A 14652-nucleotide genomic window follows, 5' to 3' on the forward strand; every position below is an offset into this window, starting at 1 on the left:
CTCAGCTCGTGGGGGCGAAGAATTGCAGCGCGATCCGCTGGGTCTCTTCCTGTGCGGGCCAGGCCGCCTCGGTGCCCCGGACGAGTACGGCGAACTGGCGGCTGTCGGCGGCCGTGAAGGCGCAGTCGACCACCTTGACGCGTTCGCCCACATCCTCGCTGTCATAGGCGTAGACCAGTTGGACGGCGTCGGGTGCCGGGGCCGGGCCGGACAGGGGGGTGAGGCCGATCTCCTCGTAACCGGGGTTGGCGGCGGAGTGGGACAGCTGCTTCGACGTCTTCTCCAGGGACTGGCGCGGGGTGCCCGGCACATCGTCGGCCTGGTAGATCTGCATCAGTCCGCGCTTGTCCGGTGCGGTGTAGAAAACGCCGTTCTCGCTCTCGGAGCGCTGCCAGTCGCCGGGGACCGCGAGGGTGAAGTCCGCTTCGTCGTGGACGAGGCGGTAGCCGGCGGGGAGGTCGGTGGAGGGGGACGCTCCGGTGGATGCCTGGGTGTCGGTGGCCGGGGTGGTGGGCCGGGACGGCGAGGCCGTGGTGTGGTGCGACGCGCGGGCCGCGGCCGGCGCGTCGCCGTCGCCGCCCCACAGCAGAAAGCCGCCGCCCACGCACACCGCGATCACGGCCACCGCCGCGCCGGCGACCAGCGGCCGGCGCCGGGCGCGCGGCCCGGGTAACGGGGCGGGATCCGGACCGGGGACGAGGAGGCGATCGCCGGGGTCCGGGGCGGGGGCCGGCCCGGACCCCGACGAGGGCCCGGATTCCGGCGAGGGCCCGGCCCCCGCCGAGGGGGCGAACGCCGGCCGGGGCGGCATCGGCCCCGTATAGCGGGCGGGCGGCGGCGTACCGTCCTCCCAGCTCTGGCGCTCGCGGTTCCAGCGGGCCACGCCCCCGCCCGGCGCCGTCATCCGGCCACCAGGGACGCGACCGCCTGGCCGACCGCCGTCCCGGAGGCCAGCAGCCCGACGACGGCGCCGGCGTCGGTGAGGGCCGTACGGAGCCGGGCCAGCCGGCCGGGCCCGGCCGCGCCGCTCTCCTCGATCTCCGTCTCGGTGTCGGTGAGTTCGGCGCTCAGCGCGTCGATCTCCGGGCTCGGCACCGCGCGGGCCAGATCGTCGCGCAACTCCCGTACGGCGCGCAGCAGTTCCTCGTGCGCCGGGTCGACGGCCGGGGCGCCGACGCCTTCGTTGTGGGTCACCGTGTTGTGGTTGCCGATGGCGAAGGCACCCCTGACGGTGCCGATGTGGATGCCGTCGCCGCGTTCGTCAGCCGTTGCCATGTGTGCGTCCCTGGGCGTCGGTGCCGCGCGAGGCGGCGGTGTGGGTGATCGTGTTGTGGTCGCCGATGCCTACGGCGCCCTGCGCGGACTCGACATAGACGCCGCCCTTGGCGACATTGACGACCCGCTGCTCGAATTCATCGGTCCGGTAGCCGGCGGAGCGCAGCGCCGTGGTCACCCCGGCCGCCACCCGCTGCTGGACGGTCTCCAGATAGCGGGCGACGTCCATGTCCTGGAAGAGCGAGGACTCGCCGTAGGAGCCCAGTTCGCGTACGGAGGCGGCGGGTCCCTCGGGCAGCGCGGCGCCGTATCCGCCGGTGACCAGCCGCCACGTCGACAGCAGGCCGCGCACCAGGGTCAGCACGGCCTGTCCGGCGGAGCGGGGGGTGCTGGCCAGCGCCCATACGGCCTTGCCGAAGTGGTGGTGGTGCCGGTACTGGTGGGCGATCCGGTCGGCGTCCTGGAAGACCTGCCGCAGCGGCCACAGCACATGCGGCGCGACCTCCAGCATCAGCATCCCGCCCTGGGTGTGCACCCGGACGAAGACCGTGACGACGACGCCCTCCTCCCAGCCCGCGACCCGGATGCGCAGGAAGTGCCGGCGGGCCTCGCCGCCCTCCTCGACCGCTTCGGCCCGGTGCACCGCGAAGTCCGCCGGTGCATACGGCGCCGCGGTGCGGGACCGCAGTCCCTCGGCCGGCAGGAAGACGCACTCGTCGATCTCCAGCGCGCGCAGCCGGTCGCGCACCGCGGCCGCCGCCTCGGGCGATCCGTGCAGGGACGGCACCCGCAGCGCCGCCACCAGGGGGACGATGCGGTCCAGGATGGCGCCGTTGTCCAGCGGCTCGGCCTTGCGGTCCGCGCACGGGTTCAGTTCCACCGACAGCGACCAGGTCTTGAACGGGTCGCCGGCGCCGCAGAAGGGGTTGGCGGCCCGGTACATCACCAGCGGCCCGTGCTGCTCGGTCCGTACCCGGTCGCGCAGCCGCCGGAAGCGGATGCCCTCGGACTGCTCGGCGGGGTCGGACACGACGTCGGGGAAGCGCCGCTGGGACAGTTCGCGGTCCAGGGCGCGGGCGAACTGGCCGCGCTGCAGGGCGACGAGCACGGCGAGCGCGGGCGGCAGCAGCAGCGCGGTCCAGACGGGCAGGGCGTCGTTGAGGGTGCTCGCCGTGTCAGGGGTGCCGTACGTGGTGGCGCTGTCCATGGTCGAGTAGTCCGAGCATCCGTCGCCGCTCCAGCAGAAGTCCGGGTCCGTGTCGGGCAGGTCCGGCAGCAGCCAGTTCCCGATCCCCGAGAGGCCGTCGCCGCCGCTGAACGCCTGCACCACCAGCGCCACCACGAACACCAGCAGCGTGATACGTCCGTACCAGCGCAGCGCGAAGGAGGCGAGCACGGCCAGCCACGGCGGGAGGAAGGACAGCCGGCGGACGAAGCGGCCGAGCGCCATCAGGGCGACGGGGAAGAGGTAGAGAGCCGCCAGCCAGGACGACAGCGGGACGGCCACGATCCACAGGAACAGGATGGCGGCCGCCCAGGCCAGCTGGAGGCGGCGGGCGCGCAGCGCGTGGGCGAGGACCCGGGCGGCGTCGATGCCCGAGGAGGGCGCGGCGAACCGTTCCTCGTGGGCGTAGAGCTCGTCGATGACCGCATCGCGGTACGACTCGTCCAGGTAGGTGCCGGCGCACAGCAGCCGGGTGGTCTCACTGGCGCCCGGCGGGGTGGTGGGGAGGGGTGCGGGGGGTTCGGGGTTCTCGGGCCGTTTGTGTAACGGCCCGTTCTCGTCGGGCTCTCCGGGCTGCGCGGGCACATGTGTCCGGTTCATCGGCCTCCCCAAAAAACGCCAACGAGTCACCGCCGCCGCCCAGTTGAGCGGTCGCTGCCGTCATCCGGCCGCGGTGCGGACCGCAGCATAGAGGAGAAACGGCCGAGCCCGCACGGCCATTGGCGGCCGTGCGGGCTCGAGGTGGCAGGGGGTGCCGGGATCAGAGGAGGCCGAGGCCGCGGACCGCGTCGCGCTCCTCCGCCAGCTCCTTGACCGAGGCGTCGATGCGCTCGCGGGAGAAGTCGTTGATCTCCAGGCCCTGGACGATCTCGTACTTGCCGTCCTTGGTGGTGACGGGGAAGGAGGAGATCAGGCCCTCCGGGACGCCGTACGAGCCGTCCGAGGGGATGCCCATCGAGGTCCAGTCACCGTCGGCGGTGCCGTTGACCCAGGTGTGGACGTGATCGATGGCGGCGTTGGCGGCGGAGGCCGCGGAGGACGCGCCACGGGCCTCGATGATCGCCGCGCCGCGCTTGGCGACGGTCGGGATGAAGGTGTCGGCCAGCCAGGCCTGGTCGTTGACGACCTCGGCGGCGTTCTTGCCGACGACCTCGGCGTGGAAGATGTCCGGGTACTGGGTGGCGGAGTGGTTGCCCCAGATCGTCAGCTTGCGGATCTCGGAGACCGGGGTGCCGGTCTTCTGCGCGAGCTGGGAGATGGCGCGGTTGTGGTCCAGGCGGGTCATCGCGGTGAAGCGCTCGGCCGGTACGTCCGGCGCGGCGGCCTGCGCGATCAGCGCGTTGGTGTTGGCGGGGTTGCCGACGACCAGGACCTTGATGTCGTCCGCGGCGTGGTCGTTGATGGCCTTGCCCTGCGGCTTGAAGATGCCGCCGTTGGCCTCCAGCAGGTCGCCGCGCTCCATGCCCTTGGTACGGGGGCGGGCGCCGACCAGCAGCGCGACGTTCGCGCCGTCGAAGGCCACGTTCGGGTCGTCGGAGATGTCGATGCCCCGGAGCAGCGGGAAGGCACAGTCGTCGAGCTCCATGGCGGTGCCCTCGGCGGCCTTGAGGCCCTGCGGGATCTCCAGAAGGCGCAGCTTGACCGGCACGTCCGCGCCGAGGAGGTGACCGGAAGCGATGCGGAAGAGGAGGGCGTAACCGATCTGGCCGGCGGCGCCGGTCACGGTGACATTGACGGGAGTGCGGGTCATGGCGATCTCCTGCGCGACGTTTTCTGGAGGCAAGCCCCCGGACCACCATGGGTGGCGGTGGGTGTCCCTGCCCGGTTATCGAGGTCTCATCGAGGTCTCTTGGTATCGAGAGACCCGGCCGTCAGGCTATCGGACCCCCGGCCGGCACCGGCGACGGGCCGGTGTGGGACACCTCACCGGGTGTCGCGGACCCGGTACGCGGACTCGTCACGGCCACTCGCTGGAGGGGCGGCGGCCGCCCGCTCTGGGGGGGACGCGGGCGGCCGCCGGGTTGTGCCGCACCCGTGGGGGGGTACTGGTTCGCCTGCCCGGGATCCCCGCCTGCATTCCCTCTGGTTTCGGCCATACCGGGCGGGGGCGAATCCCGGCCAGGGGGCGCTTCTCACGCGCCGTTGGCTGCGCGCAGCCCTTGACGCCCGTGACCGTCGTCCGGCAGGCCGCCACCTTCGCCGGGTCCCCGGCCACCTCGACCATCGGGGTGTAGGCGGCGCCGTCCCGCTCCGCCCTGGCCGTGGCGCTGCGGTCGCCCGCGCTGACGGTGGCCTGGTCGCCCGGGGCGGCGCCGGTGATCCGCGCCCAGGCGGCGCGGCAGACCTTGCTGTAACGGACCTCGATCAGCGCGCCGCCCGCCATGCCCCGGGACGGGCTGACCGCGTGCCGCCCGCCGCATCCCATCTCCTCCGGGTCCCGCCCCGCGCAATCGGCGCCGCTGCACTTCACCCCGGCGGGCAGTACGGGCCGGGGGCTCGGCGTCGCCGCCGGTCCGGGCGCCGCCTTCCGCGGGCCGCCGTCGGCCGGATGCAGCAGAAGTACGGCGGCGACGGCGACCAGGAGCGCGCCCAGCACCCCCGTGAGAATCATGAGTACCCGACGACGGCGGGTCCCGGCGGCACGGGGCGGGACGGGATCGGCCGCCACCGCCTGCCCCGCGAGGTCCGGCCCGGACGGCGTCTCCTCGTTGTCCCCCAGTGCGGCCCGCGCCTGGGCCACCCGTATCGCCTCCATGGTGATGTCGTGCCGCCACTCCGCCCGGCTCCAGGCCCGCTCGGCCAGCTCCCACAGGGTCGTCAGATGCCCGGCGTCCGTACCGGTCACCTCGGCGAGCGTGACCACGGCCCGCTGCGGCGGCAGCAGCCGGCCGTTGAGAAAGCGCTCCCATGACGTCTTGCTGTAGCCCGTACGGTCCGCGACGGCGGCCACGCTCAGTCCGCTGCGCTCCACGAGTCTGCGCAGCTGACCGGCGAAATCCCGTACCTGCGGATCGAGTTCACCCGGCAGTTCCTTCCAGCGAGGCATGCCTCTTCCCCTATCCCCCCGCGTGCCCTTGTGCTGTATCGCAGGATGCCATTCCCCAACCCTGCTGGCGCACAGGTGCATTGGCGCCTGATGACAATGTTGGCGTGCGCCGGTGGCGCTCCGCGGCGGGCCGGCAGCGGGCGCTCCCCGTGGCGGGAAGTCACTCCCCCGAGGACCTCCCGTTCCGGAAGGGCTCAGGCGGCCAACTTGTCCCGCAAACCGGCGTCCAGCGCGTCCAGGAACTCCTCCGTGGTCAGCCACGGCGATTCCTTGGCGATCAGCAGCGCCAGATCCTTGGTCATCTGCCCGCCCTCCACCGTCTCGACGCACACCCGCTCCAGCGTCTGGGCGAACCGGGTGACCTCCGGGGTGCCGTCCAGCCCGCCCCGGTGGGCGAGGCCGCGGGTCCAGGCGAAGACGGAGGCGATCGGGTTGGTCGAGGTGTCCTTGCCCTGCTGATGGCGGCGGTAGTGGCGGGTGACGGTGCCATGGGCGGCCTCGGCCTCGATGGTGCGGCCGTCGGGGGACATCAGGACGGAGGTCATCAGGCCGAGCGAGCCGAAACCGTGCGCGACGACGTCGGACTGGACATCGCCCTCGTGGTTCTTGCAGGCCCAGACGTAGCCGCCGGGCGACTTGAGGGCCATGGCGACCATGTCGTCGCTCAGCCGGTGCTCGTACGTCAGCCCCTTGGCCCGGAAGTCCGCGGCGAACTCGGCGTCGAAGATCTCCTGGAAGAGTTCCTTGAAGCGGCCGTCGTACTTCTTCAGGACGGTGTTCTTCGTGGACAGATGGACGGGATACCCGCGGGTGAGGCCGTAGCGGAACGTGGCGCGGGCGAAGTCGCGGATCGACGCGTCGTGGTGGTACATCGACAGCGCCACGCCGGAGCCCGGGAATTCGTGGACCTCCAGCTCGCTCGGCTCGGAGCCGTCCGCGGGGAAGAAGCTCATCGTGAGGGTGCCGGGACCGGGGACGCGCAGGTCGGTGGCGCGGTACTGGTCGCCGAAGGCGTGGCGGCCGACGACGATCGGCCGCTTCCAGCCGGGGACCAGCCGCGGCACATTCGCCATGATGATCGGCTCGCGGAAGATCACGCCACCGAGAACATTGCGGATGGTGGCGTTCGGCGAGGGATACATCGCCTTGAGGTGGAACTCCTCGACCCGCGCCTCGTCCGGCGTGATGGTGGCGCACTTCACGCCGACGCCGTACCGCTGGATGGCGCGCGCGGCGTCGAGGGTCACCTGGTCGTGGGTCGCGTCACGGTTCTCGATGCCGAGGTCGTAGTACTTCAGGTCGACATCGAGGTACGGGAGGATCAGCTTGTCCTTGATGAAGGACCAGATGATGCGGGTCATCTCGTCCCCGTCGAGCTCGACGACGGGGTTGGCTACCTTGATCTTGCCCATGACGTCACGGTACTCACGCCGGGCCCGCCGGGGCCGGACGCCGGGCGCGCGATCCGGCCGCGGCACCGCACGATGCGGCCCGGCCCTACCGCACGGTGAAGTGCACGATGTCGTCCAGGAACGGGATATGGATCCACGGCTTGGGCTGCACCATCATCGACAGCAGCACGATCACCGAACCGAGCACCCCGTACGTGGCCAGGTCGGTGAAGCGGGAGCGTACGGCCAGCATCCCCACCGACGGGAGGGCGAAGCGCAGCGCCGCCCCCGCCAGCAGGGACAGGCCGATCACCAGCGTCCCGATGCGGAAGACGTCGACCGCGACCAGCAGCAGCCCGGCCGCGACACCGCCCATGACGGTCAGCAGCGGCCACTGCCGGGCGGGCGCGGGAAGGCCGCCCGGGGCGGCCCGGCCGCCGCCTTCCGGCCGGGCGGTGTCCCGCGTCACCCGCGGGAAGCGGCGCGAGGAGCGCTGCGGCTCGGATGCCTGTTCCGAATGCACTTCGGCACACATCGGGGCACTCCCTTCGGGGTCGGTAGAGGTCAGCCGGCCGCGCGCTCGGCGGCCTCGACGACATTGACCAGCAGCTGGGCGCGGGTCATCGGGCCGACGCCGCCGGGGTTGGGGGCGACCCAGCCGGCCACCTCGGCGACGCCCGGGTGCACATCGCCGACGATCTTGCCCGCCTCGTCGCGGCTGACGCCGACGTCCAGGACGGCCGCGCCGGGCTTGACGTCCTCGGGCTTGATGATGTGCGGCACACCGGCCGCGGCGACGATGATGTCGGCCTGCCGGAGGTGCGCGGACAGGTCCCGGGTGCCGGTGTGGCACTGGGTCACCGTGGCGTTCTCGGACTTGCGGGTGAGCAGCAGCGGCATCGGGCGGCCGATGGTGATGCCGCGGCCGACGACGACCACGTTCGCGCCGTTGATCTCGACGCCGTGCCGGCGCAGCAGCTGGACGATGCCGTACGGGGTGCAGGGCAGCGGGCCCTGGATGCCGAGCACCAGGTTGCCCAGGCTCACCGGGTGCAGGCCGTCGGCGTCCTTGGCCGGGTCCATCAGCTCCAGGACGCGGTGGGTGTCGATGCCCTTGGGCAGCGGGAGTTGGACGATGTAGCCGGTGCACTCGGGGTTGTCGTTGAGCTCCTGTACGACCGCCTCGATCTCCTCCTGGGTGGCGGTCGCAGGCAGTTCGCGCTGGATGGAGGCGATGCCGACCTGGGCGCAGTCGCGGTGCTTGCCGTTGACGTACCAGCGGCTGCCGGGGTCGTCGCCGACCAGGAGAGTGCCCAGGCCGGGCTGGACACCCTTGGCCTGCAGCGCCTCAACGCGGGTGGCGAGCTCGGACTTGATCGCTGCGGCGGTGGCCTTGCCATCGAGAATCTGGGCAGTCATACCCCCCATCCTCCCGGATGAGGGCGGCCACGTTCCAATCAGGGCACGCGGGACGCCAGTGGCCGGAATTGATCATTGCACTTGGACAACGCCTTACCCCCTTGACTGGACAGAGCCAAGCGGTAACTAGAAGGATTGTCGTTCAGTGCCGCAGGCTTCGTCGGGGGGTGGCCAGTGCAACCTGTTTTCCTCCGAGTCACGCCGCGTCGTCCCCCACTGACCCACACGGAGGAAAACAGCAAATGAGCTTCGGCGACCCGAACAATCCTTACGGCCAGCAGCCGCCGCAGGGCCCGTACGGCGCTCCCCAGCAGCCGGGCATGCCCCCGCAGGGCGGGCAGCCGGGCTACGGCTACCCGCAGCAGGCACCGCCGCAGCAGCCGTACGGCGCTCCGCAGCAGCCCGCCCAGTACGGCTACCCGCAGCAGCCCGCGCCGGGCTACGGCTACCCGGGCCAGGTCGGCATGGGCATGCCGATGGCCTTCGCCAGCTGGGGCGCGCGCGTGGGCGCCGCCCTGATCGACGGTCTGATCGTGGGTGCGGTGCCGCTCGTTGTCGGCCTCATCTCGTTCTTCATCGGGCTGAGTGCGCAGGACGATGCGAACAGCAGCGTCAGCAGCTGCGGCAGCGACATCAGCTGCCTCGAGAATGCGCGGGACTCGGCGCAGGGCAGCGCGGGCATCGTCCTCGTCCTCGGCCTGATCGCCTGGGCGTGCGCCATCGTCGGCGCGATCCTCATCCTCGTCAAGGAGGGCAAGACCGGCCAGACCCCGGGCAAGAAGGCCCTGGGCATCCGGCTCGTCCGCGAGAACAACGGCCAGCTCCCCGGCTTCGGTCTGGCGCTCGGCCGCAAGTTCTGCCACATCCTGGACTCCCCGGTGTGCGGCCTCGGCTACTGGTGGCCGCTGTGGGACGAGAAGAACCAGACCTTCGCCGACAAGGTCGTCGGCACGGTGGTCGTCCGGGCCCGGTAATCGCCCCGCCATCCGGCCCACAGTCGGCCGGATGCGCTGTCCCCATCGCCCCGAAGGCCCCCTCGCACCGCCGCGAACGGGGCCTTCGCGGTGCTGTACGGGACATCGTCAGGACATCGCCGCCCGGCGGCGCGCATACTTCGCTGGTGCCGGCGCAAGCCGGTATCCGCTCCACACGCCCGAAGGACATTGCCCGTGAGCTACCCGAATCAGAATCCCTACGGTCCGCCGCCGGGTCAGCAGCCCGGCTACGGCTATCCCCAACAGCCGCCGCAGCCCTCGCCGTACGGGCCCTACCCGGGCGCCGGGATGCCGGGCCCGGGAATGCCGGGTGTGCCGGTACTGAACGGGATGCCGGGAGGGGTGAAGGCGGCGCGCGTCATGCTGCTCGTGCTCGCCGGTCTGAACCTCATCGGGCTCGGCTTCGCCGTGTGGGGCCTGGGCGAGGTCAGCAAGGCGTCAAAGGCGGCCATGGGCGCCGACGATGACGACCTGGCCGCGTTCAGCGTCGGCAAGGGCGTGCTGATCACCCTGATCGCGCTGATCGTGATCGTCACGGTCCTCGCGATCACCTGCGCCGTGCAGTTCGGCAAGGGCGGCAACGGTGTCCGCGTCTGCGCCATCATCTTCGGTGTCACCACCACCCTGAGCAGCTTTGTCGTCTTCCCCCTGGGGCTGGTGCACACCGCCCTCGGCATCTTGATCATTGTGTTCGTCTCGAAGGACGACGGCAGCGCCTGGTTCAACCGGCCGCGTTACTGACGGCCCGCGAACGCCGAAGGGCCGCACCCCGAGCGCGGGGTGCGGCCCTTTCGTCTGTCGCCGCTCAGTGGAAGAAGTGCCGCGTCCCGGTGAAGTACATCGTCACGCCGGCCTTCTTGGCGGCCTCGACGACGAGTTCGTCGCGGATCGAACCGCCGGGCTGGGCCACGGCCTTGACGCCGGCCTCGGCGAGCACCTCGAAGCCGTCGGGGAAGGGGAAGAAGGCATCCGAGGAGGCGTAGGCGCCGCGCGCCCGCTCCTCGCCCGCGCGCTGCACGGCCAGCTTCGCCGAGTCCACGCGGTTGACCTGGCCCATGCCGACGCCGACGGTGGCGCCGTCCTTGGCGAGCAGGATCGCGTTGGACTTCACCGCGCGGCCCGCCCGCCAGGCGAAGGCCAGCTCGGCCAGCTCGTCGGCGGACAGCGCCTCGCCGGCGGCCAGCGTCCAGGAGGCCGGGTCGTCGCCGTCGGCCTGGAGGCGGTCGGTGACCTGGAGGAGGGCGCCGCCGTCGATGGCCTTGACCTCGACGGAGTTCGACGGCGCGTCGGGGCAGCGCAGTACCCGGATGTTCTTCTTACGGGACAGCGCCTCGAGTGCGCCGTCCTCGTAGTCCGGCGCCACGATGACCTCGGTGAAGATCTCCGCGACCTGCTCGGCCATCGCCAGGGAGACCGGGCGGTTGACGGCGATCACCCCGCCGAACGCGGACAGCGGGTCGCACTCGTGCGCCTTGCGGTGCGCCTCGGCGACATCCGCGCCGACCGCGATACCGCAGGGGTTGGCGTGCTTGATGATCGCCACACACGGCTCGGTCTGGTCGTAGGCGGCCCGGCGGGCGGCCTCGGTGTCCGTGAAGTTGTTGAACGACATCTCCTTGCCGTGCAGCTGCTCGGCGTCGGCGAGGCCGCCGCCCGCGGCAGAGCCGCCAATGGATGCCGTGTCGACGTACAGCGCGGCGGCCTGGTGCGGGTTCTCGCCGTAACGGAGGACGTTCTTACGGGAGTAGGCGGCGCCCAGGAATTCGGGGAGGCCCGAGTCGTCGGCGGCGGCGTAGTCGTCCGCGAACCAGGAGGCGACGGCCACGTCGTAGGCGGCGGTGTGCTGGAACGCCTCGGCGGCCAGGCGCTTACGGGTGACGAGGTCGAAGCCGCCGTCGGTGACCGCCTGGAGGACGTCGCCGTAACGGGCGGGGTTGACGACCACGGCGACCGAGGGGTGGTTCTTGGCGGCGGCGCGGACCATCGAGGGGCCGCCGATGTCGATCTGCTCCACGCACTCGTCGGGGGTCGCACCGGAGGCGACGGTCTCCCGGAACGGGTAGAGGTTCACGATCACCAGGTCGAACGGCTCCACGCCGAGATCGGCCAGCTGGTTCCGGTGGTCCTCCAGGCGGAGGTCGGCCAGGATGCCGGCGTGCACCTTCGGGTGCAGGGTCTTGACCCGGCCGTCGAGACACTCGGGGAAGCCCGTCAGCTCCTCGACCTTGGTGACCGGCACCCCGGCCCCGGCGATCTTCGCGGCCGTCGATCCGGTCGAGACGAGCTGGACGCCCGCCGCGTGCAGACCCTGCGCCAGCTCCTCCAGCCCGGACTTGTCATAGACGCTGACCAGTGCGCGGCGGATGGGCCGCTTCGTGCCTTCGGTGGCGCTCACGAGATACGTACCTTTCGTCCCTCAATGCGGTAGCCGTGCCGGGCCAGGCGCCCCACGACCTCGACGAGCAGCGATCGCTCGACTTCCTTGATGCGCTCATGCAGCGCGGATTCGTCGTCCTCGTCCCGGACCTCGACCACGCCCTGGGCGATGATCGGGCCGGTGTCGACGCCGTCGTCGACGAAGTGGACGGTGCATCCGGTGACCTTTGCGCCGTATGCGAGCGCATCGCGTACGCCATGGGCACCGGGAAAACTCGGCAGCAACGCCGGGTGGGTATTGACGGTCCGGCCGCCGAAGCGGGCCAGGAATTCCTTCCCGAGGATCTTCATGAAGCCGGCCGAGATGACGAGGTCGGGCTCATGGGCGGCGGTCGCCTCGGCGAGCGCCGCATCCCAGTCCTCGCGACTGTCGTAGTCCTTGACGCGGCAGATGTACGTCGGCAGACCGGCCCGCTCGGCGCGCTCCAGCCCGGCGATCGCGCCCCGGTCGGCGCCGACGGCCACGATCTGGGCTCCATAGGCGTCCGGGCCCTGCTCGGCGATGGCGTCCAGAAGCGCCTGCAGGTTCGTACCGGAACCGGAGACGAGGACGACAAGGCGCGCGGGGGGCGGAAGGGGGGCTGGGGAGGAAGCCACGGCGGGGCTCTTTCTCGTTTCGGTGCTTTGTGTGGTCGTACAAGGCCGTGGGTACCGCAAATCCGGGGAACCCTACGAAGGCGCCGACCGTCAGCAACGATACCGGCACTCCGAGCGGCCCCCACGGGACGGGGGCGGTCACGGGAGGTAGCGTCAGGGCGGAGACCGCATGCAGTTCGTGGTAACCGGGCGCTGCCGCCTGTCGGCCCGCGCACGGACGAGACAAGGGGAAGACGCACACCAGATGACGGACCGACGCCGCAGCGCGGCCCTCCTGCTCCCTCCCCCGGCCACCGCTGGGAGGTGCCCCCAGCCCGTCACCGCCCCGGGGGCGGTCCTGCTGCGTGAGCGCAAGTCGTCGTCCTCTTCGGCGGGCAGCACTTCTCCCGAGCCGGAGTCGCCGGAGTCCCCGGATTCCGACGAGACGTCCGGCGAGACGTCCGACGGCAAGCGCCGTCGCGCCCACACCCCGGACCACGACAACCCCTTCGCCGCCCCGCCGGCCGACGCCCCCGACCAGGAGTGGCGGCCGCGCCGGCCCCAAGGGGACAACGGCGACCAGGAGCAGGCGCCGCAGGACGAGCCGTCGCCGACGTGGGGCAGCCAGTGGAGCAGCCGGCAGCCGGGGCGGCAGAGCGGCGGGTTCGGCTCCCGGCAGGGCGGCCGCGGCGGTCAGCAGGGCGGCGGCCAGGGCGGCCCCGGCGGCGGACCGGGCGGGCTTCGCTGGGACCCCACCGACCCGGCCCAGCGCCGCGCGCGCTACGCCCTGCTCTCCGGCATGTGGGCGTTCTTCTTTGTGTTCCTCAGCCTGCCGGAGGTCTCGCTGCTGCTGGCCGCGCTGGCCCTCTACTGGGGCATCAGCTCGCTGCGCGCCAAGCCGGGTGCCGCGAAGTCGGCCGCGGCGGCGACCACCGCGGCGATGGAGGGGCGCCCGGCGCCCTCGGCCGCCGGCCCGTCCGGCCCGGCCTCGACCCGGCCGCAGACGACCGCGGCGATCGCCGGGCTGGTGACCGCCGCGCTGGCGCTGATGATGGTGGCCGCGACCTTCACCGTCGAGATCGTCTACCGCGACTACTTCACCTGCGTGGACGACGCCCTGACCCAGAAATCGGCCAAGTCCTGTGAGCGTCTGCTGCCGGAGCAGCTGCGAGACCTGCTGAGCACGCAGCAGTAGGCGGAGCGGGTGCGCGGTCCGCCGGCTCACCAGGGCGCGCCGCCAACTGCACCCATTTCATCCGAGTAGTGACGGAATGCCCGACGTGTCGCACTTCGTTCGCTTGTGCGCGTTTTCCACACTGCAGAGATGAGCAAGCGCAAGCGGAAGCCGACCCCCGACACCACCCCCTCCGCCGCCTTCGACGCCCTCTGCACCCGGCACGCCGACACCCTGATCCGTCAGACGTATCTGCTCACCGGGCGGCCCAGGCGGGCGCGGCGGGCCGTCGAGCGGGCGTTCCAGCAGGCGTGGCACCGGTGGCCTGAAGTGGCGGTGGATGCGGACCCGGCGGGGTGGGTGCGGGCGAGGGCGTACGAGTATGCGCTGTCGCCATGGCACGGGTTCCGGCCGCGGCTCCGGGTCTCCGTGAAGACCGGGACGGCCGAGGACCGTGCACTGCTGCGCGCGTTCCTGGAGCTGCCCGTCGCGTACCGCCGCACGCTGCTGCTGCACGACGGGGTCGGGCTCGGCCTGTACGAGACGGCGGCCGAGATCGAGGCGAGCACACCCGCGGCGGCCGGGCGGCTGATGTATGCGCGCGAACAGCTCGCCGAACGGCTGCCGGAGCTGGGGCTGGCCGGCCGGTCTCCGGTACGGCAGGGCGAGATGCTGCGCGTCCGGCTCACCGAGCTGGCCGCCGCGCACAAGGTCACCCTGCCCGCCCCGCGTTCCGTACGGACCGCGAGCGCCCGCCACATCCGGTGGACCACCGGCGCGGCGCTCGGGCTCACCGGGCTGGTCGCGGCGGCGACCGCACTAACGGTGCTGACCGCCCCGGACCGTTATGTGCCGCCCGCGCCGCGGCCCGCCGCGAAACCCGCCACGCACCCGGCCACGCCCGCCGTCCAGGCCAGGCGCGACGGCGCACCCACACCACCGCCCGGACGAAGAGGCCCCGGCGGCCACCCCCACCTCCCCGCCGAGGCCCGCCTCACCCCCGCCCTCCGCTAGGGCGGGACGTGACAACAGCGCCCTGGGCCGGCGCCGCAAACGGACGCGGGGCCGCCCCCCCCCGGGGGGGACGGGGCCCCCCCCCGGGGGGCCCCCCCCCC

General features: G+C 72.2%; 14 protein-coding genes. 4 read left to right on the forward strand and 10 right to left on the reverse strand.

Going from position 1 to position 14652, the window contains the following annotated elements:
* Position 1 precedes the first annotated feature (1 nt).
* From AB0D04_RS34540 to AB0D04_RS34575, 8 genes are all read right to left on the reverse strand, one after another.
* On the reverse strand, positions 2-904 hold the full coding sequence (locus tag AB0D04_RS34540; protein ID WP_362711337.1) for a hypothetical protein: 903 nt from the start codon (positions 902-904) through the stop codon (positions 2-4).
* Positions 901-1275, reverse strand: a complete 375-nt coding sequence (locus tag AB0D04_RS34545; protein WP_362711338.1) for a hypothetical protein — start codon at positions 1273-1275, stop codon at positions 901-903. The genes AB0D04_RS34540 and AB0D04_RS34545 overlap by 4 nt, the downstream gene beginning before the upstream one ends.
* Positions 1262-3100, reverse strand: coding sequence for a hypothetical protein (locus AB0D04_RS34550; RefSeq protein ID WP_362711339.1), 1839 nt, complete (start codon positions 3098-3100; stop codon positions 1262-1264). The genes AB0D04_RS34545 and AB0D04_RS34550 overlap by 14 nt, the downstream gene beginning before the upstream one ends.
* Positions 3101-3260: 160 nt before the next feature.
* The gene (locus tag AB0D04_RS34555) at positions 3261-4250 is read right to left on the reverse strand and encodes a malate dehydrogenase (RefSeq protein ID WP_362711340.1); all 990 of its coding nucleotides are present in this window, start codon (positions 4248-4250) and stop codon (positions 3261-3263) included.
* A gap of 207 nt (positions 4251-4457) precedes the next feature.
* The gene (locus tag AB0D04_RS34560) at positions 4458-5546 is read right to left on the reverse strand and encodes a DUF2690 domain-containing protein (RefSeq protein WP_362711341.1); all 1089 of its coding nucleotides are present in this window, start codon (positions 5544-5546) and stop codon (positions 4458-4460) included.
* A 194-nt stretch (positions 5547-5740) separates the two neighbouring features.
* Complete coding sequence (locus AB0D04_RS34565; protein ID WP_362711342.1) at positions 5741-6958, reverse strand: NADP-dependent isocitrate dehydrogenase; 1218 nt, start codon at positions 6956-6958, stop codon at positions 5741-5743.
* A gap of 85 nt (positions 6959-7043) precedes the next feature.
* Positions 7044-7472: a DUF3017 domain-containing protein gene (locus AB0D04_RS34570; protein WP_362711343.1), complete on the reverse strand. Its 429-nt coding sequence runs from the start codon at positions 7470-7472 to the stop codon at positions 7044-7046.
* A gap of 29 nt (positions 7473-7501) precedes the next feature.
* Complete coding sequence (locus AB0D04_RS34575; protein WP_362711344.1) at positions 7502-8356, reverse strand: bifunctional methylenetetrahydrofolate dehydrogenase/methenyltetrahydrofolate cyclohydrolase; 855 nt, start codon at positions 8354-8356, stop codon at positions 7502-7504.
* Positions 8357-8598: 242 nt separating this feature from the next.
* On the opposite strand from AB0D04_RS34575, the gene AB0D04_RS34580 reads away from it, so the two are divergent.
* Both AB0D04_RS34580 and AB0D04_RS34585 read left to right on the forward strand, forming a co-directional pair.
* The gene (locus tag AB0D04_RS34580) at positions 8599-9330 is read left to right on the forward strand and encodes an RDD family protein (RefSeq protein ID WP_362711345.1); all 732 of its coding nucleotides are present in this window, start codon (positions 8599-8601) and stop codon (positions 9328-9330) included.
* A 195-nt stretch (positions 9331-9525) separates the two neighbouring features.
* Entirely contained in the window at positions 9526-10092 is a 567-nt protein-coding gene (locus AB0D04_RS34585; RefSeq protein WP_362711346.1) for a hypothetical protein, read from the forward strand.
* Between the two features lie 64 nt (positions 10093-10156).
* Here the strand turns inward: AB0D04_RS34585 and purH are convergent, their stop codons facing one another.
* Positions 10157-11746 carry a bifunctional phosphoribosylaminoimidazolecarboxamide formyltransferase/IMP cyclohydrolase gene (gene purH, locus AB0D04_RS34590; RefSeq protein ID WP_362711347.1) on the reverse strand — a complete coding sequence of 530 codons (1590 nt, stop codon included), beginning with the start codon at positions 11744-11746 and terminating at the stop codon, positions 10157-10159.
* Entirely contained in the window at positions 11743-12384 is a 642-nt protein-coding gene (gene purN / locus AB0D04_RS34595) for a phosphoribosylglycinamide formyltransferase (protein ID WP_362711348.1), read from the reverse strand. The genes purH and purN overlap by 4 nt, the downstream gene beginning before the upstream one ends.
* Before the next feature lie 244 nt (positions 12385-12628).
* Between purN and AB0D04_RS34600 the strand changes: the two genes are divergently transcribed.
* Positions 12629-13558, forward strand: a complete 930-nt coding sequence (locus tag AB0D04_RS34600; protein ID WP_362711349.1) for a hypothetical protein — start codon at positions 12629-12631, stop codon at positions 13556-13558.
* Between the two features lie 129 nt (positions 13559-13687).
* Positions 13688-14551 carry a hypothetical protein gene (locus tag AB0D04_RS34605; protein ID WP_362711350.1) on the forward strand — a complete coding sequence of 288 codons (864 nt, stop codon included), beginning with the start codon at positions 13688-13690 and terminating at the stop codon, positions 14549-14551.
* Positions 14552-14652: the final 101 nt, after the last annotated feature.

It is taken from the genome of Streptomyces sp. NPDC048483 (genome assembly GCF_040651455.1).
Lineage (GTDB): Bacteria > Actinomycetota > Actinomycetes > Streptomycetales > Streptomycetaceae > Streptomyces.

Coding starts and splice junctions, on each gene's coding strand:
- AB0D04_RS34555 (WP_362711340.1), bottom strand. CDS start 4,250: ATGACCCGCACTCCCGTCAATGTCACCGTGACCGGCGCCGCCGGCCAG.
- AB0D04_RS34575 (WP_362711344.1), bottom strand. CDS start 8,356: ATGACTGCCCAGATTCTCGATGGCAAGGCCACCGCCGCAGCGATCAAG.
- AB0D04_RS34605 (WP_362711350.1), top strand. CDS start 13,688: ATGAGCAAGCGCAAGCGGAAGCCGACCCCCGACACCACCCCCTCCGCC.
- AB0D04_RS34550 (WP_362711339.1), bottom strand. CDS start 3,100: ATGAACCGGACACATGTGCCCGCGCAGCCCGGAGAGCCCGACGAGAAC.
- AB0D04_RS34580 (WP_362711345.1), top strand. CDS start 8,599: ATGAGCTTCGGCGACCCGAACAATCCTTACGGCCAGCAGCCGCCGCAG.
- AB0D04_RS34540 (WP_362711337.1), bottom strand. CDS start 904: ATGACGGCGCCGGGCGGGGGCGTGGCCCGCTGGAACCGCGAGCGCCAG.
- AB0D04_RS34565 (WP_362711342.1), bottom strand. CDS start 6,958: ATGGGCAAGATCAAGGTAGCCAACCCCGTCGTCGAGCTCGACGGGGAC.
- AB0D04_RS34560 (WP_362711341.1), bottom strand. CDS start 5,546: ATGCCTCGCTGGAAGGAACTGCCGGGTGAACTCGATCCGCAGGTACGG.
- AB0D04_RS34600 (WP_362711349.1), top strand. CDS start 12,629: ATGACGGACCGACGCCGCAGCGCGGCCCTCCTGCTCCCTCCCCCGGCC.
- AB0D04_RS34545 (WP_362711338.1), bottom strand. CDS start 1,275: ATGGCAACGGCTGACGAACGCGGCGACGGCATCCACATCGGCACCGTC.
- AB0D04_RS34570 (WP_362711343.1), bottom strand. CDS start 7,472: ATGTGTGCCGAAGTGCATTCGGAACAGGCATCCGAGCCGCAGCGCTCC.